Raw genomic sequence first — 22,603 nt, forward strand, 5'->3', positions numbered from 1 at the left:
CCGTCTGTGCGGCGGCCTCGCGGTGTTCGCGGAGAAAGCCGAACGGCGGGCGGACCTCACGCCGCCTGCCGCACCGACATCACCGCCCACGGCGAGAGGTCGACATCGATCTCGAGCAGGCCGTTTTCGGGCACAGTCAGCGTGAAACGGCGGAGTGAGTCGGCGACAGCGCGCAAGTAAGCGCTGTCTGCCCGGGACAAGTTGAGGGGCGATCCGAGCCGGTGCCAAGCTTCGGCGACGTTCCCGTGCTCCCAGTCCATGATCTCGACGAGGAACGTGCTCCCCGGCTTGAGTCCACCGATCGAGTGGCGGATCCTTCGGTTCGGCCCCATCTCGGCCAGCGCGCGCGTCGCTGGATACGAGTTCGCCGAGCCGACAGCCTTCATGGCCATCTCGTCGGGGTAGTTGAAGAACAGGGCTGACACAGCCGATGTCTGGCTGTCCCGGGTCACGACGCCGTCGGACGTCGCGAGGAGTAGTCGGTCACCCAGCCGTTGGAGCATCGTGAGCGCGTGAAATGTGGGTTTGTGAATGCCGGCCTCGTTCACCAGGCCGAACCCGCCGTGAAACGGTCCGAGCCCGGCTCCTCCTTCTTCGAACACGTCCGTGAAGGCCCAGTAGGAGATCGAGTCGGCGAGGGTGGCACATTTCAGGTACGTCCGCGTGATGGACGTCGCCGCGAACAGCGTGTCATGGATGAAGTCGCGGGCAGACGGCGAGGTCGACCACTCCGTGATATGGATCTCCGCATCCGGATATGCGCTGTTCGCCACAAGATCGCGGAGGAGGACCAGGTCGTCGAAGGTCGCATCGACGTATCGGGCGAGGTGTACCCCCTGGCCGTCGGCGCCGTACGCGAAATCGGTCGGGTACAGGTGAGTCGAGAGGAAGTCGACCGGGAGTTTGCGCTTCGCGCACCAGTCGATGAAGTCCTCGATCCACACCGGGCGCCAGTCGAGAGCGTCCACGTCGGACGCGCCGGCCGTCTCGTGCATCGCCGAGCGGTCCTCGACTTCGCCCTTGTAGCGGTCGTCGGGCACGAAGACGCTCGTTGAGGGCCCGCCCACCTTCAATTCGGGATCGATCTTCTTGATCGCCGTCACAGTGTGTTCGTAGAGTTCGAAGTACTCCGTCTTCGTTCCCGTCCAAAAATGCGGAACCAGGTTCGGTTCGTTCCACACCTCGAATCGCCATTCGCGCACCTCCTCGAGACCGTACCGGTCGATCCAGTGTTCGACCGAACGCGTCACCAGCTCAACCCAGCGCGCCATGTCCTTGGGCGGGCTGCAGTGAGCACCCCACCAGAACACCGTCTCGTGTGCCGTCGCCAACTCGCGTGGCATGAACCCCAGCTCAACGAAGGGGCGGGCGCCGGACTCCAGGATGAAGTCGAACACCTTGTCGATGTAGCTGAAGGTGTACACCGGGGAGGGGAGGGGTGTGTTCGGGCCGAACCCGTGACCATAGCTCTCCCGGTACACGAACATGTCGTCGTGGAAGATGCCGTGGAAGCGGATGTAACGGAATCCGCAGGCGTCGACAGCCTCGCCGAACTGCTGTTGCCAGTCTGCGCGCAATGCCTCATTCGCTCGTCCGGCGCCGACGCACTCCGCCCAGATGTGCGGGAGCGCGCTCTCGTCGCGCAGGTCGCCGTCGATCCGGAACCGAGGTTCGCTCAGGGCGTCGTTTGTCATGGTCTCATTTCTTCGCAGAGTCGTTCATGGAAGAGGCCGACTTCGCCGCGGCGTCGACGTCCGCGCCCGTCTGAGCGCCGGGGCATCAGCCCTTGACGGCGCCGAGCGACAGGCCCGACTGCCAATACCGCTGCAGGCTGAGGAACGCGACGATCAGCGGAATGATTGTCAGCAGCGCGGCTGTGATCACGAGATTCTGGATGAGAGCGCCGTTCCCCGCGGTCGATCCCAGCTTGTTCCATTGATTGAGTCCGATGGTCAGTGGATACCAGTTGGGATCCTTGAGCATGATCAACGGAAGGAAGTAGTTGTTCCAGATCGATACGAACGAGAAGAGCAGGACCGTCACGCTCGCCGGTGCGAGCATCGGGAGCGCAATCTGAACGAAGGTCCTGAATTCGCCGGCACCGTCGACCTTTGCGGCATCGAGCAGGTCCGTCGGCACGGCTTCGGCCGTGAACACCCACATCAGGTACAACCCGAAGGGGTTGATGAAACTCGGTATGAGAACGGCCCACGGGGTGTTGGTGAGGCCGAGATGCGCGAACAGCAAGAACTGTGGGATCGCCAGGGCGATGCCCGGCACCGCGATCGATCCCAGGATGACGAAAAGGAGAACGCGCTTGCCGCTGAAGTGGAGCTTCGCCAGGGCGTATCCGCCGAGGGCCGCCAGAAACGTTGACACGGCCGCGCCCACGACGACGTAGAGGACGGTGTTGAGCAGCCACCGGGTGAAAATCCCGTTCTGGTATCTGAACACCTCGACGATGTTGTCCCACAGGGCGAACTTGTGACCGGGCGCGAGCCCGAACGAGGACACGAAGTCGGCCTGTGACTTGGTTGCGTTGATGACCAGCCACACGAGCGGCAGCAGGCAGTACAGGGCAGACAGCCCCGTCATGACAGTGAGAGTTACGCTCTTCTTGGGGTTGTCCACGCTGTAGAGGCGACGGCGGTTGCGGGAATCACGAATCGATGCGCCGGGGGTCACGACGTGGGCTTCCCCGGATGCAGCTCGTGTGCTAGTCCTCGAACGCATTCCTCAATCCTCTGATTTGGACGGCGTAGGCGACCGCGATCGTGATCGCAGCCATGACGAGCGCGAGGGCTGCCGCATAGCCTTGCTGAGATCCGGCGAAAGCCAGGTTGTACGCGTACAGGTTGGGCGTGTAGTCGGTGGTGATGCCGCTGTTGGCCACCATTGACGGCAGGATCTGCGGCTCGCTGAAAATCTGGAACGTGCCGATGATCGAGAAGATGATCGCGATGACCAGGGAGCTTCGCAGTGCCGGTAGCTTGATTCTGCGGACCACTTGGAATTCGTTCGCCCCGTCGAGGGCCGCAGCCTCGTACAACTCACGCGGGACGGCCTTGAGCACGGCGTAGAAGATGAGCATGTTGAAGCCGGTGAACGCCCAGGTCACCATCATCCCGATGGAGATGAGCGTAGTACCGGGGGCGAAGGGGTTGAGATCCGTGCCCAAAGTGTTGTTGAGGCTGCCGAACAGGCCGTATTTGACGCCCAGCATGAATCCCCACATGAGAGTCGACACGACCGCCGGCACCGCATAGGGGAGGAAGATCGACACCCGCATGAACTTGGCGCCGTGCAGACGCCTGGAGTCCAACGCCAGCGCCAGCGCCATGGCGAGGAGCAACATGATCGGCACCTGGACGAGCGTGAACCAGAAGACCCGGCTCACCCCGTGCCAGAACTGCGCGTCTTGGAACAGCTTGGTGTAGTTGGCGAGCCCGCTGAACGTGTTGCCCCCGATGAGCTTCTCCTGGAAGAGGCTGAGGTAGCCGGCGTAGACGATCGGCACTATGTACACGAGGATGAACAACAGCCCGAAGGGCGCGATGAACGCCAGTCCGATCTGTTTCCCGCGCCTTTTGGCAGGTGCCTGGTGTTGCGTTGTATCTGGCGACATCACAGCGGTGACGTCGAGACGGCCTGCGTGGCCCATTCGCGGTGTTCCTTTCGGTGCGTTGCCTTGCCCGGGCTCGCTTCCTCACGCAGTCCTGACGGGGAACCGCTAGTCCACCTCGAAACCCTGCTCGTTGCCGTACTTGATCATGCGCTGTTTCCACTCTTCGAGGATTCCCGTGAGAGAGCCCTTGCCTGTGGTGTAGAACTTCGATACGAGGTCGCCGTAGGCCGATCGGGCCCATTCGAAGAACGGCGGGTACTGCCAGCCGCTCGCGACGATCTTCGTGGCGTGGGCCAGCACGGGGCCGACCTTCTGGTCACCGAAGTACTTGTTGACCTTGTTCTGGGAGTCCGTGCTCGCCAATACCGAGGTGTTCGGCACGAAGGCGCCCGCGTCGACGCGGGAAGAGAGGCCGCCGCCGTGCGTGAAGTACTCGAGGAACTTGAACGCCGCGTCCTTGTGCCCGGCAGCGGCCGGGATACCGAAGCCGCTTCCGCCGTTCTCAGCTCCGACCTCGTCGCCCCGCTGCCACTGCGGCATCAACGCAACTCTGAAGTCACCGGCGGCCTTGGGCGCACGCTGGGGCAGTGACGAGGTCAGCCAGCCGCCCATGATCTGGGAGGCAAGAGTTCCGTCGTTGAGCGTGCGGTTCCAGTCGTCAGACCACGCCGTGACCTTGGTGTTGAGCAAGCCCTCGTCGAGCATCTTCTGCCAGAACGCCACGGCCTTGGTCGTGCCAGGCTCCGTGAAGTCGATGTGCACCTTGGTGCCGTTCACCTTGAACGGGCGGCCGCCTGCCTGCCAGATGAGCGAGAGCAGGAAGAAGAGGTCCCCGGTGTCCTGGGCGATGTAGTGGTTGCCACCGAGCGCGCGAACCTTCTTGGCGTCCTCGTAGTACTCGTTCCACGTAGCCGGAGGTTTCTTCACACCGGCCTTTTTGAGTGTGGTCTTGTTGTAGAACATGACCGACGGACCGTAGTCAGAAGGCAGCGCGTAGACCTTGTCACCGACTGTCACATCATTCCACGCGGCCTTGGCGTAGTCCTTCTTGAGATCCTCGGCGCCCAGTTTCCCGAGATCGTCGAGCTTGCCAGGAATGGCGAAGTAGGGCACCGCGAAGTACTCGAACATCGCGAGGTCCGGCACGCCGGAACCGGCCTGGATTGCATTGTCGAGTGCCGTGTACTCGTCGAATGACGAGCCGGCGTTGACCACCTTGACCTTGATGTTCGGGTTCGCCGCCTCGAAACCAGGCACGGCCTTTGCGACGGTGTCGTCCCAACTCCAGACTGTGAGCTTCACCTGGTTGTTGCCGCTCTCTGCCGGCCCACTCGAGCAAGCGCCCAGTACGAGCATCAGCGCGAGTGCCGCGGAAAAGAGCCTTGCTTTCTTGCGGAGCCTCATGAGCCGCCCTCCTCTTTGAGATGGCTCGAAACTTTTTCGCATTACTTTCGAAGACGCGTGGGACGGTAGTCGGCGCCCTCTGCTCGCGTCAAGGACTTGAGCAGATAGACGTCGGGGGCGGCACATGTGTAACGTGAGCTTCGGTTCGAAAAAGTTTCGGACACGAACGGAGTCACGATGAGTCGGCGCTCTCATTCCGAACGAGCCACCCTCGCGGATGTCGCCCGGCTGGCCGGCGTCTCGCCGGCGACCGCCTCGAAAGTCCTCAACGGCCGCAGCGACGTGGGGGCGAACACGCGCGACCTTGTCCTTAGCGTCATCGCCGAGCTCGGTTACAAGCCGACGACGGCGCGACGGGATCTGCAGCGGGAGCGGACGCTCGTCACCGTGCTCGACATCGTCGAGTCTCCATACGCCGGGACGGTGCTCCAGGGAATCCTCGTGGCAGCGAGCGCTGCACAGACCGAGCTCCTCCTGCGCCGGCCGCCCGAAGATTGGATCGGCACCAGCCGTACAGCGGCCCGTGCCTGGATCGCGAAGCTGCTGGCGTCCGAAGTCGCCGGCATCATCGCCCTCGCCGTCGCCGTGCCCGACTCGGTGCTCCTCGTCGCGGAGGATGCAGAGCTGCCGGTGGTGACGATCGACCCGATCGACACCACCGACTCACGTGTCGTCAGCATCGGTTCCACCAACTGGGCGGGTGGCCGCTCGGCAACCGAGCACGTCATCGGGCTGGGCCACCGCAGGATCGGCTGGATCGGCGGTCCGCTGGGTTCCACTCCCTCGGCAGAGCGCTTCCACGGGTACCAGGCCGCGCTGCACTCGGCGGGCATCACGCCGGACGGCGCGATGATCCGCCACGACGCGTTCTCCGTCGAAGCGGGACTTCAGCACGCCCATGACATGCTGGCGCTCGACGAGCGGCCAACCGCGATCGTCGCGGGCAACGACGAAATCGCTGTCGGGGTGCTCGCTGCGGCCAATGAACTCCCTATCACCATCCCGGGGGATCTGTCGGTCACCGGGTTCGACGACACGCCGCAAGCCCAATGGACAACCCCCCGGCTGACGTCCGTCGGGCAGCCGCTCGTCGGCATGGGCCGGATGGCCGTCGAGACCGCGCTCGGCATGGCGAACGGCGTCCAGCCCGCCTCCCGGCACCTCCAGCTGGCGACCACCCTCAACGTCCGTGACTCCACAGGCCCGGCCACCTGACCTGCTCCGCCCCACCTCGGATATCCACCGCGTAGTGGTGACCACATGACCGGAAGCCATGTCCATGGTCTCCTGAAGAGGCGCCGCCCTGTGGGCCCGGCTCGATGCCGGCCTGGTGCATCAGGACGGCTCGACGCGGGCGGCGCCGCGAGGTGTCAGAGCGGCGTGATCACATACTCCCCCCCTGCCTTGGTCTCGAACACGGCGACGGTGCTTTCGGGGCGCTTCACTTCTCTCTCAGCGCCGCCCGTTGAGTGCACGGTGACCGGTGCGGCGGTGCGCAGTCGGACGGTGCCGCTCTGGCGCGCAGCCAGGTGGGCGTGGGTCATCGCGCCGTCGCGCCAGGAGACGCTGACGGTGAGGCCGCCGCGGGCGAGGAGGCCGGTGACCCGGCCCTCGGGGAGCTGCGACGGCAGGGCGGGAAGCAGGTGGACCTCACCGGTGTGGGACTGGAGCAGCCATTCGGTCACGCCCGCGGTGGCGCCGAAGTTGCCGTCGATCTGGAACGGCGGGTGCAGGTCGAACAGGTTCGGGGCAGTGTGGTCGGGGGTGAGCAGGTCGGTGAGGAGCTTGTAGGAGCGGGCGCCTTCCTCCGCTCGCGCCCAAAAATTGATCTTCCAGGCGAGGGACCAGCCGGTGCCGTCGTCCTCACGCATCTCCAGAGTCTTCAGAGCGGCCTGGAAGAGTTCCGGGGTGTTGCGCTTGGTGATCTGGTTGCTGGGATGCAGGCCGTACAGGTGGGAGATGTGGCGGTGCTGCTGTTCGGGCGCGCCCCCGTCCCAGTCCTGCTGCCACTCCTGCAACTGCCCCAGTGCGCCGATCTTCATGGGCGGCAGTTGGGCGCGGGCCTGGCGCACCCGGTCGGCGTACGGGCTGGTGGTGCCGAGCGCGTCGCAGGCGGCGAGGTAGCCGTCGAAGAGGTCGCGCAGGATCTGGTTGTCCATCGTCGGGCCCGCACATGCGGACACGTCGGAGTGGTGGGCGTTCTCGGGCGAGACGGACGGACAGGTCACAAGATGCCCGCTGGTGGGGTCTTGGACGAGCGAGTCGAGGAAGAAGCGGACCGCCCCTTCCACCACGGGCAGTCGGCGACGCAGGGCCGCGCTGTCTCCGGTGAAGCGGTAGTGCTCCCATACGGAGGTGGCCAGCCAGGCGCCACCGGTGGGCCACATCCCCCAGAAGGCTCCGTCCACGGGCGCGGTGCCGCGCCAGGCGTCGGTGTTGTGATGGGCGACCCAGCCGTCGGCTCCGTACTGCACCCTGGCGGTCTTCTGTCCGGCCTGGGCGAGGTCGTCGAGCAGGGCGAAGATCGGCTCCCAGCACTCCAGGAGGTTGGTGGTGGGCGCGGGCCAGTAGTTCATCTCCGTGTTGATGTTGATCGTGTACTTGGAGTCCCAGGGCGGGGACAGCTCGTCGTTCCAGATGCCCTGCAGGTTGGTCGGCTGGGTACCGGGCCGGGACGAGGAGATGAGTAGATAGCGGCCGAACTGGTAGTGCAGGGCCACCAGTTGCGGGTCATCGGCCTGAGAGAAGGCGGCCACTCGCCGATCGGTCGATGCCTCCGCCGCCTCCGTGGTGCCGAGGTCGAGCGTGACCCGGCGGAAGAGTGCGCGGTGGTCGCGCACGTGCCGGGAGCGCAACTGCCCGTACGGGGTGTCGGCGGCGGCGTTCAGTGGGCGCTCGGCGCGGGCGCGGTGGTCGCCGGAGGCGTCCCGGTAGTCGTTGTAGCTGGTGCCGACGGACACCAGCAGGGTCACCGCGTCGGCCCCGTCCACGGCGAGCGTGCCGTTTTCGCTGCGCACGGTGCCCCCTTCGGCGCGGGCACGGACCAGGGCGCGGAAGCGGACCCGGCCGGTGACGCCCTCACGTGTCTGCCCGGTCCCCTCCAGCGCGGCGGTGATCCGGTCCGGGGAGGATGTCTGAGCCTGCTGGGGACTGTCGAAGGCGGCGGTGAACGACAGGGCACCGGGGGTATCCGCGGTCAGCCGGACCACGATCACCTGGTCGGCATGGCCGGCGAACGCCTCGCGACGGTATGCCACTCCGTCGCGGACGTACGTCGTGGTCGCCACGGCTGTGTCCAGGTCCAACTCGCGTCGGTAGGAGCTGTCTTCACCTGTGCCTGGAAACGTCAGGCGCAGGTTGCCGACTGTCTGGTACATCAGCTCCCCGACTGGGATGCCCAGGAAGGTGGAGTTGATCAGGTCCTGGGCGGAGTTCCACTCGCCGGCGAAGACCCGGCGGCGGATCTCGGGGAGGTTTGCCAAACCCTGAGGGTTGGCGGGTTCGTAGGGGCCTCCCGCCCACAGGGTGTCTTCATTGAGTTGGAGCTGCTCGGTGTCCACTCCGCCGAACACCATCGCGCCGAGGCGGCCGTTGCCGAGCGGCAACGCCTCCAGCCACTGGCCGGCGGGCTTGTCGTACCACAGGGCGAGGCGGGAGGCCTCCGGGGCGGTGGCCTCCTCCGCTTCTGATGAGGTCCCCGGCGCCGCGGCCGCCACAGCGGGCGGGAGGCCGACGGCGAGTGCGGTGGACGTGGCTGCGGAGGCGACGAGAAAGTCTCTTCGTTCCATGGGAATGTCTGCCTTTCGATCGCGGGTTGGGTCGGTCGTTCGGGTGTGGTGCAACTCGGGGGACGCGCACGTGGCTTCACGTGGGCCGTTCTGCCGTACCGGTCCTTCCGGTGAGAGTTCACCTCGCCGGTTCGAAGGTCGGCGTCCCGACCGTGGGCACCGCCACCTGATACGGCGTGGTCAGCCGGGCGCGGGCGGCAGCGAAGGGGGAGCGGCTGCCGGGGGTGCGGGACAGCGCGAGGGCGCTGAGGGTGATCGCGCCGTTGAGGGAGCCGATCCACTGTGCGGGGACACCTCCGAGGGTGAAGGAACAGCGGCAGAATGCCGGTGAACGCGCCGAACACGGTGCCCCTGCCGCAGTTGAGGCTGATATCGCCGATGACCGCGGCGGCGAACACGGTGAAGACGTAGCCGCTGCCCTGGGCGGAGAGCACCGAGGCGAGGCGTCCCGAGAGCAGCAGGCCGCTCAGCGCGGCGAGGACGCTCGCGGTGACGATGACGATGACGATGACGATCCACAGCACCCGGTCGGCGCGAATGCCGGCCGCTTTCGCCCCGTCGACGTTGCCGCCGATCGCGTAGAGGGAGCGACCGAAGCTGGTGAAGCCGAACACCACCATCACGATGGCGAACAGGATCAGGCAGATCCACACCGAGGCAGGCATGCCCAGCCATTGGGCGGTGCGGAGGTAGAGGCATCGAGGCGGGTTCATTGAAGAAGGTCTGGCCGCCGGAGACGCCCGTCAGGATGCCGCGCAGCACAATCAGCATGCCCAGCGTGACAATGAAGCCGTTGAGCCCGAACCGGATGATGTACAGGGCGTTCACCGCCCCGATCAGTAGACCGGCCGTCAGGGTGATAGGGATGGACCAGCTGGCGGGCAGCAGTCCGATCCCATGCGCCGCGCCCGCCGTGAGCGGGTTGGTCGGCGTCGTCCCAGGAGGCCAAGTAGCTGTCGGTGCAGGCCTCCACGAAGGTGGTGAAGTAGCTGTCGACTGAGGGGGCCCAGTTGCGCGGCGTGCGGTCCTTCTGGCACGGCCACCAGTGCCGCCGCCCCCGGCGGAACGCAGTCGGGTCACCTGCCACAACCGCGGCACGTCGACGTAGCCGATGCCCCGCCGCGCACCCCGCCCCTCAAAGCTCCGCCAGGGGAACCACCGACGGCCGCTCCGCCCGGCTGGCCACCATGACGGACGAGCCGCTCTCCGCCGAATTCAGCAGCGACTCCATGACATCGAGCACGTGGTACGCGAGCGGACCGCCGACGCGCGGTTCGCACGTCGCGGGCGTGGCCGCCAGATCCGCGACGCCGTAGCCACGCCCCGCCCCGAGGTAGCCGGCGGAGACCGGGAGCGCCTCCCACTCGCCGACGCCGAGGCGGAAGAGGCGAGTGTCGCCCTCGAAGTGGTTCGGGTCGGGCACCGCCAGTGTGCCCAGAGGTCCGTGCACCTCGATGTTCGCGGAGTGCGTCGCGGCCGCGTCGAAGCTCATCACCAGCGTTGAAAGCACTCCCGACTCATGCACAAGGACACCCGTGACATGGGTGTCCACGTGGACGTCGACCCGCTCACCGGCCCGCGGCCCACTGCCGATCTCGCGCTCCGTACGCGTGTGGCTCGCCGCTCCGATCACCGAGGTCACGGGCCCGAGCAGCGTGACGAGGGCGGTGATGTAGTACGGGCCCATGTCGAGCAGTGGTCCGCCGCCCGGGGCGTAATAGAAGTCCGGGTTCGGGTGCCAGCGTTCGTGTCCGGGCGTGACCATCGTCGCCGTCGCCGCGACCGGTGCGCCGATGAGTCCGTCGTCGATGGCCTTGCGTGCGGTCTGAATGCCGGTGCCGAGTACGGTGTCCGGCGCGCAGCCGACGACAACTCCCGCCAGCCGGGCGGCCTTCAGCACCAGGCGGGCCTCTCCTGTCGTGGCGGCCAGAGGCTTCTCGCCGTAGACGTGCTTGCCGGCCGCGATCGCCTTGAGTGCTATCTCGCCGTGCGCGGCGGGGATCGTCAGGTTGAGTACGAGGTCCACGTCGTCGGCGGCGAGCAGCTCGTCGACGCTCAGGATGCGCACATCGCCGCCGTCCCACTCCTTCGCGACGGCCCGGGCGCGCGCCGCGTCCAAATCGGCTACGGCGACCAGGGCGACATCCCCCAGCCTGCGCAGGCTGGCGAGGTACTGGTCGACGATCGTGCCGCACCCGATGATCCCGATGTTCAGCGGCTGGCCCACAGCAGGCCCCTTTCGACAATGGTTCGGACGCTGGGGTTCTCGAGGTCCTCGACGTGGTGTCCCGGCGTGCACACGAAGATCCGACCCTTGCCCCACCGGCGGGACCAGATGGCCGGCGAGGTGACTTCCCGGTGCCAGGGGTCCCAGGGGCGGATCTTCTGCGTGGTGGTGGCGAGGACGTCGATGTAGTCGTCGGCGAGGACCCAGTACTGCTCGGTGACGAGATCGAAGTCCGCTATGCCCTCGGTGATGGGGTGCTCGGCCGCGGCCGGAAGCATGTTCACGGTGTACGGGACGTAGTTGTCGGACTGCTCGCCGATTCGCTCGTCCCGGTGTTTTCCCGGATGACAGGCGAACTGCCCGCCGATGAGGTGCAGATAGTCGGCGGTGTTGCGGTAGGAGTCAGCGATCCCGCCGTGCCAGCCGGCGAGACCGGTGCCGTTCTCGACGGCCGTCCGCAGCCCGGCGAACTCCTCCCGCTCGATCGTGGACATCGTCACGCACTGCACGACGAGGTCCACTCCGGCCATGTACGCGGCGTTCGCATAGGCCTTGGGCGAATCCTCGACCCGTATCGCGTAGCCATGCGCCGTGAGGTGCGGGATGAACAGGTCGGTGGCCTCGACGGGCTGGTGCCCCTCCCAGCCGCCGCGTACGACGAGGGCCTTCTTGTTGGTCGCCACTGATCTCCTTTGCTGTACGAGATGGGTGCCTACGTGCGCGTGCTTGCCGGACCCGGCCGTCAGGCCGCTGACGAGACGGCGGCGTGCGATCACGGCAGTCTGCGGCGTCTGCGAAAGTTCATGGTCTTCCGCTCCTCAGCGCTGAGAGACGAAGGCTTGGAAGGCGATCCGACCTCGCAAAAAATTCGAAATCTTTCGGAGAATATTCGATACGTTGGCACCGTAGGGAGGGGTGGAGATCGCGGTCAAGAGGCGTGCACACAGTGACATTTGAGTGTGGTCGCTGGAGGATGGACGGGCGAAGGCCGACGTCACGCCGGGAATTGACGCCGCGCGCGCCAACCCAAGCTGCCGCTACCGAAAATATTTCGAGACATCAGGAAGCGAAATGCCCCTCCCGTCCTCCTCGAGCAATACCAAACCCAAGCCCAAGCCCAGGCTTACGTCGGCCGCCCTCGCGCACGGCACGGGAGTCTCCACCGCCACCGCGTCCAAGGTCGTCGGCCGGGCGGACGTGGCTCCCGGAACGCCCACGAGGGGCCTTGCCGCACTCGAGGAGACCGGGTACCGCTCACCGGCCCAGCGTTGCTCGCCCGCAGGGCCCTCTGTCGTCGAGGTCGCCTTCTACGCAATTGGCTCCGACTGACCCCTCGACGGTGCTCAAAGGCATCCTCGACCACGCCACGAGCGCTGGCGTCGAGATCACCCTCAGTACCACCGGAAGTCCACGGTCCACTCGACTCGACCCGCATGGCACAGCGCATGATCAGTGAAGGCCGCACCGGAATCCTCGCGGTGACCTCGGCGTACGGCGAGCGCGAACTGGCTGCCTTCCAGCGCCAGCACATCCCCGTCGTGGTCATCGAGTTCCTCCGTGGATACCCCTGCCTTCGGGCAGGGGAGGAAACAGACACTCGTTCAACCCGCCGCCCGCCGACGTCGTCAGTGTCGGAGCCACCAACTGGTGGGTGGCAAAGCCGCCACCGCACACCTCTTGGGCCTGGGCCACCGCCGCATCGCCTACCTGGGCGGCCCGGAGTCGACGGAATGCAACCAGGCACGCCTGCACGGCTACCTGTGCGCTCTCACGGCCCACGGCCTCGCCCCCGACCTCCTCACCCACGGCCGCTTCCGCGCCGACCACGACACCGAAGGCGTCACCGCACTCCTGGCCCGCAACAATCCCCCGACCGCGATCTTCGCCGGCAAAGACGCCATCGCCGTCGGTGTCCTGCGCGAGGCCCGACGTCGCGGCATCCGCGTACCCGAAGACCTGAGCCTGCTCGGCTTCGACGGCACCGCCCTCGCCCAGGACTCCGTTCCCGCCCTCACCCCCGTCGCCCAACCCCTCCAGGAAATGCGCCGCGCCACCCTCCGCGCCGTACTCCGCCAATCCCGCGGCGAACAACCCGACACCCACCGCGTGGAACTCGCCACGCAATTCGCAGTACGCGAATCGACAACGCGCCTCCGGTGAGGCGGCTTCGGCCAGGCGGTTGGCGATGCAAGCGCCTCACCTGCCTCCCCACGCGGTGGACGAGTAGGCGTACGCGTTCTGCATCGTGGAGGCCTTCCACCAACACCATTGCCACCGGGGGATCTTCGCCAACGGTGCAAAGAATTGGGGTGATCCGTCGCCCGGGCTGCTCTGGCACGACACATGGCAGCGCGAGAAGGCCACGCTGCTCAACTGTGCGGCCGAGGATTTGATCCGCGAGACCATCGCCCGCAACGGCATCGTGCCCCAGACATCGCCGTCGTCCCTTCCGGGGTACTCCCCTGTGCGATCTGCGCGGTCAGAGACAGGGCTTACTCACCGGAAGGCGGACGGAGCGACAACAGGCACCTCGACAACCGCATCGGCCTTCGGAACGCCCCAAGAATGCCCGCTGATCACGTTGCCGCACCAGGAAACGACAAGATCCCCGACAGAGTCCCGCTCAGCGCACCTTGCGCACGGGCAGGATGGCCAGCGCACCACCGAGACACACCAGGGAGGCGGTGATCAGCAGGATCGCGTAGTTGTGCCCGCCGCCGAGTGAGATGAGCAGCGCTCCGAGTGCGGGGGCGAAGATCTGTGGGGCCGACATCGCGATGTTGAAGATGCCGAGGTCCTTGGAAGGATTGTCCGGGTCCGGCAGCACGTCGATGACGAGCGCGAGGTCGACACCGAGGTAGGTGCCGAAACCCAGTCCCAGGACGATCTCCGCACAGTAGAACAAGGCAATGGTGTCAGCCTGACTGAGGATCAGCATGCCGACACCGAACGACACGGCAGCGACGGCGATGAACGGCTTGCGGCGTCCGACCTGGTCCGAGAGCCAGCCGGCGGTCAGCGAGGCGCCCATAACGACCAGCCCATAGAGGAGGACGCCGACGGCGAGCGTCTCGGTCGCTTCGGCGGCGCTGAGCCGCATCTCGTGCTGGAGGTAGATGAGACGGAAGGTGGTAAACATCCAATTGGCGAGCGTCAGCAGGAAGCGGGAGAGCCAGGTCCAAGCGAAGTCCGGGTGCTGCTTGGGGCTCACCCAGTAGGTGCGCAGGACCGCCCTGAAGCCTTCCCGCGGGGGCTTCCGCTCCAGTGGCTTGTCCGGGAGGACCAGCATGTATCCGATCACCAGGAGGATGCCGATGACGCTGGGTACCAGGAAGAGCAGGAGCATCTGGTCGGTGAAGTACTTAGCGATCCAGGTGCCCGCGGTGGGGGCAAGGTTCTGCATGATGCCGAGCAGTCCGCTGATCTTGCCGCGCTTGAACTCGGGGACGTTGTCGGCGACGGTTGCGACGAATGCGGCGAGCGCGGCGTTGGCGGACGCCGAGGCGATGACGAAGCCGAGGGTGATGACGGCGACGCTGCTCGCCGTGGCGATGAGCAGCAGCCCGACGAACAGGCCCAGCATGCCGAGGGCGAGCCAGGGCCGGCGCCGGCCGTAGCGGCCGGTGGTGCGGTCGCTGAGACGCCCAAAGAACGGGTTAGCCAGCATCGCGGCGACCGAGCCCGTGGTGGTGATGATCCCGAGCGACGAGACCTGGTCGCTCTCGGGGACGATCGCTTGGACTTTGAGTTGCAGGCTGACGAGGATGGGCGTCAACAGGGCGAGGAATATACCGAGTTGACCTGCCGCCATGCCGGCCACCAGTCGGGGTCGGGGGGCTGCGACGGCCGAGAGGGTGCTGGACATGCCGCGTTCTGGCGCGGCGGTGTCGCTGCGGAGGGTTTCGGGGGTCACGGCAGGCTACTTCCTTGTAGTCGGGCAGGACACGGGGGGATGTAGAGAGGTGAGGTGTGTCGGGCGAGGGTCGCGGCCGGGAGAACTGTGTGGCGCCGGTTACGCGTGGCGGAGGTGGCGCTCCGCGCCCACCCAGCGCTGCGGTCCCGTGAGTTCGACATCGGCGCTCAGCCGGATGTCACCGCTGGAGGATCCGAGCATGAGGCGGATGGTGCCGGGCTCGACGAGCCGCCGGCCGTCGCCGGAGGCGTCCTTGGTGTACGAGGTCTGGTCGGCGTGCATCTTGAACGTCACACGGCTCTGTGTACCCGGTGCCAGGTCGATGACTTCGAAGGCCGCCAACTGCATTGTGGGACGGGCGACTTGGGCGACCGGGTCGTCGTAGTAGAGCTGGACGGTCTCCCGGCCCGCGCGCTGTCCCGTGTTGCGGACGAGGCAGGAGACCTCGATGAACCCGTCGGTGGGGACGCGCGCTCCGCCGTCGAGCCGCAGGTCCTCGTAGCTGAAGGAGGTGTACGACAGGCCGTGCCCGAAGGGGTACAGGGGTGTGTTGTCGAGGACGCTGATGCCTTCGCTGTGGCGGCCGAGCGGCGGGGTGAGGTAAGTGCCCGGATTGCTGTCCGGGGTGGCCGGGATCTGTACGGGGAGCTTGCCGCTCGGGCAGGACCGGCCCGACAGGACGCGCGCCAGGGCCGGACCGCCCTCTTCGCCGGGCATGAAGGTCTGCACGACGGCCGCGCAGCGTTCGGCGAGTCCACCGAGTGCGTAGGGTCGGCCGGAGACGACGAGCAGGACGACCGGGGTGCCGGTGGCGAGTACGTGTTCGATCAACTGCGCCTGCACGCCCGGTAGTTGCAGATGAGGGGCGTCGCAGCCCTCCCCCGAGGTTCCGTTGCCGAACATTCCGGCGCGGTCGCCGACGACGACCAGGGCCAGGTCGGCCGAGGCGGCGGCACGCGCGGCGGCGGGCAGACCGGAGTGGTCGCCTCCACTGATCCTGCAGCCCGGTTCATGGACGAAGGTGATGTCCGGCAGTTGCGCGGTGAGCGCCTCGCACAGGGTGGGCAGGGCGAGTCCAAGCGGGTGACCCGGGTACTTGGGCAGGACGTGGTTGGGGAAGGAGTAGCAGCCCAGGAAGGTGGTGGCGTCGTCGGCGCCTGGGCCGATCAGGGCGATGGTGGGGGTGCGGGCGGCGTCGAGGGGCAGGGCGGCGCCCTCGTTGGCCAGCAGGACGATGGAGCGTTCGGCGATGGTGCGGGCGAGTGTGCGGTTGGTCGGCGAGTCGAGGTCGACGGGGGTGCCGAATCCGGCGTCCGCCTCCGGGGTGTAGTTGGCGTCGAGGAGGCCGAGTCGGAGCTTCTGGCGCAGGACGCGTTCGACGGCGCGGTCCAGGAACTCGGGGGTGATCAGGCCGTCGTCGAGCTGTTGGGCGAGCGGGTCGCCATAGCAGCGGGTGTTGGGTAGTTCGACGTCCATTCCGGCTGTCAGTGCGAGGCGGGCGGCGTCGCCTTCGGTGGCGGCAACGCGGTGCATGGTCTGCAGGAAAGCGATCGATCCGTAGTCGGAGACGACTGTGCCGGTGAATCCCCACTGCTCGCGCAGCACTTTCGTCAGGAGCGACTCGTCCGCGCAGGCGGGAACCCCGTCCTGGTCGGTGTAGGAGTTCATCACCGAGCCCACGGCACCTTCGCGCACGGCCATCTCGAAGGGCGGCAGGATCACGTCGGCCATTTCCCGGGCGCCGATGGAGACGGGTGCGTGGTTGCGGGCGCCGCGTGATGCCGCATGCCCGGCGAAGTGCTTGAGCGTGGCGACGACGCCCTGGGACTGCATGCCTCGGACGTAGGCCGTGCCGATGAGGCCGGTCAGGTACGGGTCCTCGCCGAGCGTCTCCTCGACGCGGCCCCAGCGGTAGTCGCGTACGACGTCGAGGACCGGGGCGAGGCCCTGATGGACTCCGACCGACGCCATGTCGCGGCCGATGGCGGCACCCATCTCCTCGACCAGTGCGGGGTCGAAGGTGGCGGCCCACGCCAGTGGGGTGGGGTAGACGGTGGCCCCGAAGGCGGCGAAGCCAGTGAGGCACTCGTCGTGTGCGATCGCCGGAATGCCTAGGCGGGTGCTGCCGGTCAACATCCGTTGTACGCGGACGAGTTCGGCGCGGCCCTCTTCGGGAGTCAGGGGGCGGGTGCCGTAGGGGCGGGTGAGGTGGCCGATGCCGTGGGCCAGGGCCGTGGGCTCGTTCGAGCGGGCGGCGAGGGCTTCTTCGATCGGTGCGACGCGGGCGTCGCCGCTGCCGACGTTGGTCTTGGCCCAGTATCCGCCGAGCTGGGCGATTTTTTCGGCCCGGGTCATCTCTGCCAGGAGGGTCTTGACCCGCTCGTCGGCGCACAGCGATGTGTCGTTCCAGGGGTTCATGGGGCTCCTGCATCCGGCCTGCACATCCGCGGGGCCACGAGGAGGCAGGCCGGTCGACAGATAAGTTCAGGGCGTTGACAAAAAGAACGCGGGAAGCATGCGCACGGACAAGGCCTCAGGTCAAGAAGGTGCGTGCATTTTTTTCGGCCGCCCGGAACAAAGCATTCCGAGTGCGACGAAGGGCGGGCGCATGTGAGCTGGGCCACTCTTGACAGCCTGCAGGATCCTAGATCATATAGGAAATAGAGAAAGGGAGCCGATGCTGACTCACACCGCAGAAACCTGGCCGATCGCCGCCGCCCTCCTGCAGTTCCCGAACACCGGACCTGATGGTGTCCCCACCCAGGACCAGCCCGCCGAGCAGTGGGGCCAGACCCTGCAGGAGGTTGTGGACGCCGGGTTCACCGAGGTCGACCTCACCGATGGCTGGCTCCGTCCCGGCGACCTCGCCCCGGCCCGCCTCGAGGAGCTGCGCGCCACGCTCGCCAAGGTCGGCCTGACCGCCCCGGCCATCTCCGCGATCCGCCGAAGTGTCATCGACCCGGTCGACGGCGACGACAACCTCGCCTACTCGCACCGCACCATCGACGCGGCCGCCGCCCTCGGCGTCCCGCTCATCTCCGTCGGTCTGCACCGGCCGCTCACCGCCGAGCAGCAATCCGTGCTCTGGTTCTGGACCGTGCCGGGACCGAAGGACCCGGCCGGCGATAGGGAGACGTGGCACAGGGCCGTGACCCGGCTGCGCGAACTCGCCGACCACGCCGCCTCGGTGGGCGTGCAGCTTTCGCTGGAGATGTACGAGGACACCTACCTCGGCACGGCAGACTCGGCCGTCGCTCTGCTCACCGACATCGAGCGCGACAACGTCGGCCTCAATCCGGACCTGGGCAACCTCATCCGCATGCAGCGCCCCATCGAGTCGTGGGAGTCGATGGTCACGAAGACCCTGCCGCACGCCAACTACTGGCACGTGAAGAGTTACTACCGCATGGAGGACCCCTCCACCGGCACCGTCCTCACGTCCCCCGCTCCCATGGAGTCCGGGTTCGTCAGCTACCGGCAGGCCGTCAAGATCGCCCTCGCCCACGGCTTCAACGGCGCGTTCTGCGTGGAGCACTACGGCGGCGACGGTCTCAGCGTATCCGCCGCGAACCGCGAGTACCTGCGACGCATCCTGCCCGGCCGCCCCACGGCCTGAGCCCGGCCCCCCAGCCAGGCCGACCCGACGCCGCCCCACCGGCCACCCGCCCCCGATCGGTGACCGGTCGGGCGCGCTCGGCCCCGCCCTGCGCGCACCGACGCGCGCCCCGCCTCCCGACAAGGAACCACCTGCCATGACCAGGCTGTACGCCGACCCCGCCCGATTCAGCGAGGACCAGCTGCGCGGATTCGCCGCCGCCCATCCCGAGCACGCCACACTCGTGCCCGGCGGCGTCATACGCACCGGTCCACTGCGGCCGGGACAGGTCGCCGTCGTGGTCGGCGGGGGTTCGGGGCACTACCCGGCCTTCAGCGGTCTGGTCGGCGGTGGACTCGCCGCCGGCGCGGTCGTCGGCAACATCTTCACGTCGCCCTCCAGCCGACAGGCAGAATCCGTGGCGCGGGCCGCGGACGCAGGTGGCGGCGTCCTCTACTGCTTCGGCAACTACGCGGGCGACCGTATGAACTTCGGCATGGCGCAGGCGCGACTGCGTGACGCCGGAATCGACACCCGCACGGTCCTCGTCACCGACGACGTGGCCAGTGCGCCGGCCGACCAGTCCGGTGACCGGCGCGGCATCGCGGGTGACTTCACCGTCTTCAAGGTCGCCGGCGCGGCGGCCGAGGAAGGCCTCACCCTGGACGCCGTCGAAGCCGCAGCCCACCACGCCAACGCCGCCACGTACTCCTTCGGCATCGCCTTCGCCGGCTGCACGATGCCCGGCGCCGATGCGCCGCTGTTCACCGTGCCCGAGGGGAAGATGGCCATCGGCCTCGGCATCCACGGCGAACCAGGCGTCGAGGACGCCGACATGGCCGACGCCCCGACCGTCGCCCGCATCCTCGTGGACCGGTTGCTCGCCGAGCGCCCGGCGACGGCCGGTTCCCGCGTCGCCGCGATCCTGAACGGGCTCGGTGCCACGAAGTACGAGGAGCTGTTCCTGCTGTGGGGCCATGTAGGGCAGGCCCTCGCCGAGGCCGGGCTCACCGTCGTCCGGCCCGAGGTCGGCGAGCTCGTCACCAGCCTGGACATGGCCGCGTGCTCGCTGACCCTGATGTGGCTGGACGAGGACCTGGAGCGCTGGTGGTGCGCGCCCGCCGACGCCCCCGGCTTCCGGCGCCTCCCGCTGCCCGTGGCGCCAGCCGGGCCGCGCGCGCTGCCCGACACGGTGCCCGAGACACCTGACGTCCGGGGCGATGAGCCCTCGCGCTCCACCGCGACCACGATTCTCGACGTCCTACACGCATTGCAACACGCACTGCACGACGCCGCCGACGAGCTCGGCCGGATCGACGCGGTCGCGGGTGACGGCGACCACGGGCGCGGCATGGCCAAGGGCGTTGATGCCGCCGTGCGCGCCGCCGAGCAGGCCGACTCCCGGTCGGCCGGCGCCCGTTCGCTGCTCAGCGCCGCCGCCGACGCCTGGGCCGACGAGGCCGGCGGCACGTCCGGAGTCCTGTGGGGCGTGGGGCTGCGTGCCCTCGCCCAGGAACTCGGTGACACTGGAGCCGCCGACGCAGCGCGTGCGGCCGCCGGTGCCCGAGCCGCCTTCGAGGCCGTCACGACGCTCGGCGGCGCCGCCCCCGGAGACAAGACGCTCGTGGACGCCCTCGCCCCTCTCGTCGACACCTTCACCGCAGGCATCGGGCGCGGGGACGACACAGTGTCCGCCTTCGCCCGCGCCGCGGCCGAGGCGGGCTCCGCCGCCGAGGCGACCGCCGCGCTCACGCCGCGCCTGGGCCGTGCCCGGCCGCTGGCCCAACGCAGCGTCGGGACGCCGGACCCCGGCGCCCTCTCCCTGGCCCTGTGCGCGCGCACCGCCTCCGACCTGCTCGCCGACTGACGGCCCGCACTCCACGCCGCATCCGAGCGCACCGCTCTCCCCCACCCACTCCGCAACCACCACCAAGATCTGGAACCGACGATGGGTCACCCCGACCAGACCGCCCCGGCCCCACTGCACCTCGTCATCGGCAGCGACGACGCCGGCTACGCATACAAGGAAGCGATCAAAACCGACCTGCAGGCCGATCCACGCGTCGCCTCCGTCAAGGATGTCGGGGTCGGCGAAGACGAGCACACGGCCTACCCGCACATCGGTGTCGCGGCGGCCCGGCTCGTTGCCGACGGCCGCGCCGACCGGGCATTGCTGTTCTGCGGCACCGGTCTGGGCGTCGCCATCAGCGCCAACAAGGTGCGTGGCGTCCGCGCCGTCACAGCCCACGACAGCTTCTCCGTCGAACGCGCCGTACTCAGCAACAACGCCCAGGTACTGACCATGGGCCAGCGGGTCATCGGCCTCGAACTGGCGCGCCGCCTGGTCGGCGAGTGGCTCGGATACCGCTTCGACGCCACCTCGCCCTCCGCCAACAAAGTCCAGGCTCTCGACGCCTACGACACAGGCGCCGACCACACCGACGAGGTCGGCTCAGGCTGCTGAGCGAGCCTCCCGCCGCGCGCGGTCCCGCTCGGCCGTTCCGTCGGACGGGAACCGCCCCTCCCCCTCCGCCGCCACTTACAACGACGTAAGGACAACCCCGCATGATGGCCCCGATCGCCCTGCCCCTGGCGGCCGCGCCCTGGACCGGGCACGACACACGGCTCATCGTCATGGTGGCCGTCGCCATCGCAGCGATCGTCTCTCTCATCACCCTCTTCGACTTCCATCCGTTCATCGCCCTGATTGGCGGCTCCGTCATCCTCGGCGTGGGCTCCGGCACCCAACTGGCCAAGGTCGTCGAGTCGTTCAGCGACGGCATGGGCACGACGCTCGGCTCCACCGGCGCGTTGATCGCCCTCGGCGCGATCCTCGGCAAACTGCTCGCCGACTCGGGCGGCGTCGACCGTATCGTCGACACGATCGGCTCGCGCTCCGGGCCGCGAGTGCTGCCGTGGTCCATGGCATTGATCGCCGCCGTCATCGGCCTGCCGATGTTCTTCGAGGTCGGCCTCGTCCTGCTGGTCCCGATCATCGTGGTCATGGCCAAGCGCACCCGGAAGCCGCTGGTCCTGCTGGCCGTACCGGCTCTGGCGGGGCTCGGCACCCTGCACGCGTTCGTGCCTCCGCACCCCGGACCGCTCGTGGCCGTCAGCGCGCTGAAGGCCGACATCGGCACCACACTCGGGCTCGGCATCATCGCCGCGATACCCACGGTGATCGTCGCCGGTCCGCTGTACGGCAAGTTCATCGCCCGGCACGTACGCGCCGAGGCTCCCACCGCACTGGTGGAGTCGCTGATGACCGCTCAGGAGGCGAACGGCACCCAGGTCCGCACTCCCGGCTTCGGGACCTCCGTCGGCGCAATCGCACTGCCGGTCGTTCTGATGCTCGCCAAGTCGATCGCGGACATCGCATTCCCGGGCGACGCCTGGTACAACCACGTGCTCGACTTCCTGGGCACGCCGCTCGTGGCGATGTTCCTCGCCGTGCTGGTCGCCATGACCGTCTTCGGCTGGGGGCTCGGCCGCAGCAAGGCCGAAGTCCGCTCCGTCGTCACGGCCGGACTGCCCGCGGTCGCCGGCATCTTGCTCATCGTCGGCGCGGGCGGCGGCTTCAAGCAGCTGATCGTGGACACCGGTGTCGCAGACGCCATCGGCAAGGCTGCGGCCGAGGCGCACATGCCGGTCCTGGTGCTCGGCTGGCTGCTCGCCGTACTGATCCGGCTGGCCACGGGCTCCGCCACCGTCGCCACCACGGCCGCCGCGGGCATCATGGCGCCCCTGGCCGCGGGAGCCCTGCCCGTGGAGGCGTCTCTCATCGCGCTGGCCGTCGGCGCCGGTTCGCTGTTCTTCTCGCACGTCAACGACGCAGGCTTCTGGCTGTCGAAGGAGTACTTCGGCATGAGCGTCACCGAGAACATCAAGACGTGGTCGGTGCTCTCGACGATCGTCGCCGTGATGGGCCTGGCCATGTCACTCCTCATGTACGCCGTCCTCGTCTGACACCCGCACTGCCGCCCCTGCGCAGCCCACTCCAGGCGACGAGAAACTGTTCCCGCGGCTCCCTCCGGCCGCCGCACTGCAAGGA

The 22,603-nt window shown here is 67.8% G+C and carries 16 protein-coding genes and 1 pseudogene; 7 read left to right on the plus strand and 10 right to left on the minus strand.

All coding sequences use genetic code 11. From position 1 onward, the window contains the following. Window positions 1–56: 56 nt before the first annotated feature. The 4 genes from OG456_RS03765 to OG456_RS03780 all read right to left on the minus strand — a co-directional run bounded on the left by OG456_RS03765 (window position 57) and on the right by OG456_RS03780 (window position 5,029). On the minus strand, window positions 57–1,694 hold the full coding sequence (locus tag OG456_RS03765) for a beta-xylosidase (RefSeq protein WP_266557165.1): 1,638 nt from the start codon (window positions 1,692–1,694) through the stop codon (window positions 57–59). Between the two features lie 85 nt (window positions 1,695–1,779). Continuing rightward, window positions 1,780–2,685, minus strand: coding sequence for a carbohydrate ABC transporter permease (locus tag OG456_RS03770; RefSeq protein ID WP_266557172.1), 906 nt, complete (start codon window positions 2,683–2,685; stop codon window positions 1,780–1,782). 31 nt (window positions 2,686–2,716) lie between these two features. Then, the gene (locus OG456_RS03775) at window positions 2,717–3,661 is read right to left on the minus strand and encodes a carbohydrate ABC transporter permease (RefSeq protein ID WP_266557177.1); all 945 of its coding nucleotides are present in this window, start codon (window positions 3,659–3,661) and stop codon (window positions 2,717–2,719) included. A gap of 69 nt (window positions 3,662–3,730) precedes the next feature. After that, complete coding sequence (locus OG456_RS03780) at window positions 3,731–5,029, minus strand: ABC transporter substrate-binding protein (RefSeq protein WP_266557179.1); 1,299 nt, start codon at window positions 5,027–5,029, stop codon at window positions 3,731–3,733. A gap of 177 nt (window positions 5,030–5,206) precedes the next feature. On the opposite strand from OG456_RS03780, the gene OG456_RS03785 reads away from it, so the two are divergent. Further along, the gene (locus OG456_RS03785) at window positions 5,207–6,244 is read left to right on the plus strand and encodes a LacI family DNA-binding transcriptional regulator (RefSeq protein ID WP_266557181.1); all 1,038 of its coding nucleotides are present in this window, start codon (window positions 5,207–5,209) and stop codon (window positions 6,242–6,244) included. A 155-nt stretch (window positions 6,245–6,399) separates the two neighbouring features. On the opposite strand, the gene OG456_RS03790 is transcribed toward OG456_RS03785, so the two are convergent. The 4 genes and pseudogenes from OG456_RS03790 to OG456_RS03805 form a co-directional block, all read right to left on the minus strand. Continuing rightward, entirely contained in the window at window positions 6,400–8,817 is a 2,418-nt protein-coding gene (locus tag OG456_RS03790) for a glycoside hydrolase family 95 protein (protein WP_266557183.1), read from the minus strand. Between the two features lie 226 nt (window positions 8,818–9,043). Beyond that, a pseudogene (locus tag OG456_RS03795) lies at window positions 9,044–9,729 on the minus strand (ABC transporter permease); the annotation flags it as partial. 223 nt (window positions 9,730–9,952) lie between these two features. Continuing rightward, window positions 9,953–11,044, minus strand: a complete 1,092-nt coding sequence (locus tag OG456_RS03800; protein ID WP_266557185.1) for a Gfo/Idh/MocA family protein — start codon at window positions 11,042–11,044, stop codon at window positions 9,953–9,955. After that, on the minus strand, window positions 11,029–11,727 hold the full coding sequence (locus tag OG456_RS03805; RefSeq protein ID WP_266557187.1) for a ThuA domain-containing protein: 699 nt from the start codon (window positions 11,725–11,727) through the stop codon (window positions 11,029–11,031). Before OG456_RS03805 ends, OG456_RS03800 begins: the two co-directional genes overlap by 16 nt. Window positions 11,728–12,115: 388 nt before the next feature. On the opposite strand from OG456_RS03805, the gene OG456_RS03810 reads away from it, so the two are divergent. Together OG456_RS03810 and OG456_RS03815 are read left to right on the plus strand one after the other, a co-directional pair. Continuing rightward, window positions 12,116–12,373, plus strand: coding sequence for a hypothetical protein (locus OG456_RS03810; protein ID WP_266557189.1), 258 nt, complete (start codon window positions 12,116–12,118; stop codon window positions 12,371–12,373). A gap of 318 nt (window positions 12,374–12,691) precedes the next feature. Further along, window positions 12,692–13,204: a substrate-binding domain-containing protein gene (locus OG456_RS03815; RefSeq protein ID WP_266557191.1), complete on the plus strand. Its 513-nt coding sequence runs from the start codon at window positions 12,692–12,694 to the stop codon at window positions 13,202–13,204. A gap of 463 nt (window positions 13,205–13,667) precedes the next feature. Here OG456_RS03815 and OG456_RS03820 read toward each other — a convergent pair whose 3' ends face one another. Beyond that, complete coding sequence (locus tag OG456_RS03820; RefSeq protein ID WP_266557193.1) at window positions 13,668–14,957, minus strand: MFS transporter; 1,290 nt, start codon at window positions 14,955–14,957, stop codon at window positions 13,668–13,670. A 99-nt stretch (window positions 14,958–15,056) separates the two neighbouring features. Beyond that, complete coding sequence (locus tag OG456_RS03825; protein WP_266557195.1) at window positions 15,057–17,375, minus strand: beta-glucosidase; 2,319 nt, start codon at window positions 17,373–17,375, stop codon at window positions 15,057–15,059. 259 nt (window positions 17,376–17,634) lie between these two features. Between OG456_RS03825 and OG456_RS03830 the strand changes: the two genes are divergently transcribed. The 4 genes from OG456_RS03830 to OG456_RS03845 all read left to right on the plus strand — a co-directional run bounded on the left by OG456_RS03830 (window position 17,635) and on the right by OG456_RS03845 (window position 22,518). After that, window positions 17,635–18,573 (plus strand): sugar phosphate isomerase/epimerase, encoded by a 939-nt coding sequence (locus OG456_RS03830; protein ID WP_266557197.1) that lies wholly within the window; start codon window positions 17,635–17,637, stop codon window positions 18,571–18,573. Between the two features lie 136 nt (window positions 18,574–18,709). Further along, a complete protein-coding gene (locus OG456_RS03835) occupies window positions 18,710–20,419 on the plus strand; it encodes a dihydroxyacetone kinase family protein (RefSeq protein WP_266557199.1) in 1,710 nt (569 codons plus the stop codon). A gap of 81 nt (window positions 20,420–20,500) precedes the next feature. Beyond that, on the plus strand, window positions 20,501–21,016 hold the full coding sequence (locus OG456_RS03840) for a ribose-5-phosphate isomerase (protein WP_266557201.1): 516 nt from the start codon (window positions 20,501–20,503) through the stop codon (window positions 21,014–21,016). A 101-nt stretch (window positions 21,017–21,117) separates the two neighbouring features. Then, window positions 21,118–22,518 carry a gluconate:H+ symporter gene (locus tag OG456_RS03845; RefSeq protein WP_266557203.1) on the plus strand — a complete coding sequence of 467 codons (1,401 nt, stop codon included), beginning with the start codon at window positions 21,118–21,120 and terminating at the stop codon, window positions 22,516–22,518. The last annotated feature ends 85 nt before the right edge of the window (window positions 22,519–22,603 follow it).

The sequence above is a fragment of the Streptomyces sp. NBC_01446 genome (assembly GCF_026340095.1).
Classification (GTDB): Bacteria; Actinomycetota; Actinomycetes; order Streptomycetales; family Streptomycetaceae; genus Streptomyces; species Streptomyces aureus.

What these genes read in the sequence shown, in the direction of transcription:
- OG456_RS03775 (WP_266557177.1), bottom strand. Translation starts at nt 3,661, where the DNA reads ATGGGCCACGCAGGCCGTCTCGACGTCACCGCTGTGATGTCGCCAGAT.
- OG456_RS03790 (WP_266557183.1), bottom strand. Translation starts at nt 8,817, where the DNA reads ATGGAACGAAGAGACTTTCTCGTCGCCTCCGCAGCCACGTCCACCGCA.
- OG456_RS03825 (WP_266557195.1), bottom strand. Translation starts at nt 17,375, where the DNA reads ATGAACCCCTGGAACGACACATCGCTGTGCGCCGACGAGCGGGTCAAG.
- OG456_RS03785 (WP_266557181.1), top strand. Translation starts at nt 5,207, where the DNA reads ATGAGTCGGCGCTCTCATTCCGAACGAGCCACCCTCGCGGATGTCGCC.
- OG456_RS03810 (WP_266557189.1), top strand. Translation starts at nt 12,116, where the DNA reads ATGCCCCTCCCGTCCTCCTCGAGCAATACCAAACCCAAGCCCAAGCCC.
- OG456_RS03845 (WP_266557203.1), top strand. Translation starts at nt 21,118, where the DNA reads ATGATGGCCCCGATCGCCCTGCCCCTGGCGGCCGCGCCCTGGACCGGG.
- OG456_RS03840 (WP_266557201.1), top strand. Translation starts at nt 20,501, where the DNA reads ATGGGTCACCCCGACCAGACCGCCCCGGCCCCACTGCACCTCGTCATC.
- OG456_RS03830 (WP_266557197.1), top strand. Translation starts at nt 17,635, where the DNA reads ATGCTGACTCACACCGCAGAAACCTGGCCGATCGCCGCCGCCCTCCTG.
- OG456_RS03835 (WP_266557199.1), top strand. Translation starts at nt 18,710, where the DNA reads ATGACCAGGCTGTACGCCGACCCCGCCCGATTCAGCGAGGACCAGCTG.
- OG456_RS03765 (WP_266557165.1), bottom strand. Translation starts at nt 1,694, where the DNA reads ATGACAAACGACGCCCTGAGCGAACCTCGGTTCCGGATCGACGGCGAC.
- OG456_RS03780 (WP_266557179.1), bottom strand. Translation starts at nt 5,029, where the DNA reads ATGAGGCTCCGCAAGAAAGCAAGGCTCTTTTCCGCGGCACTCGCGCTG.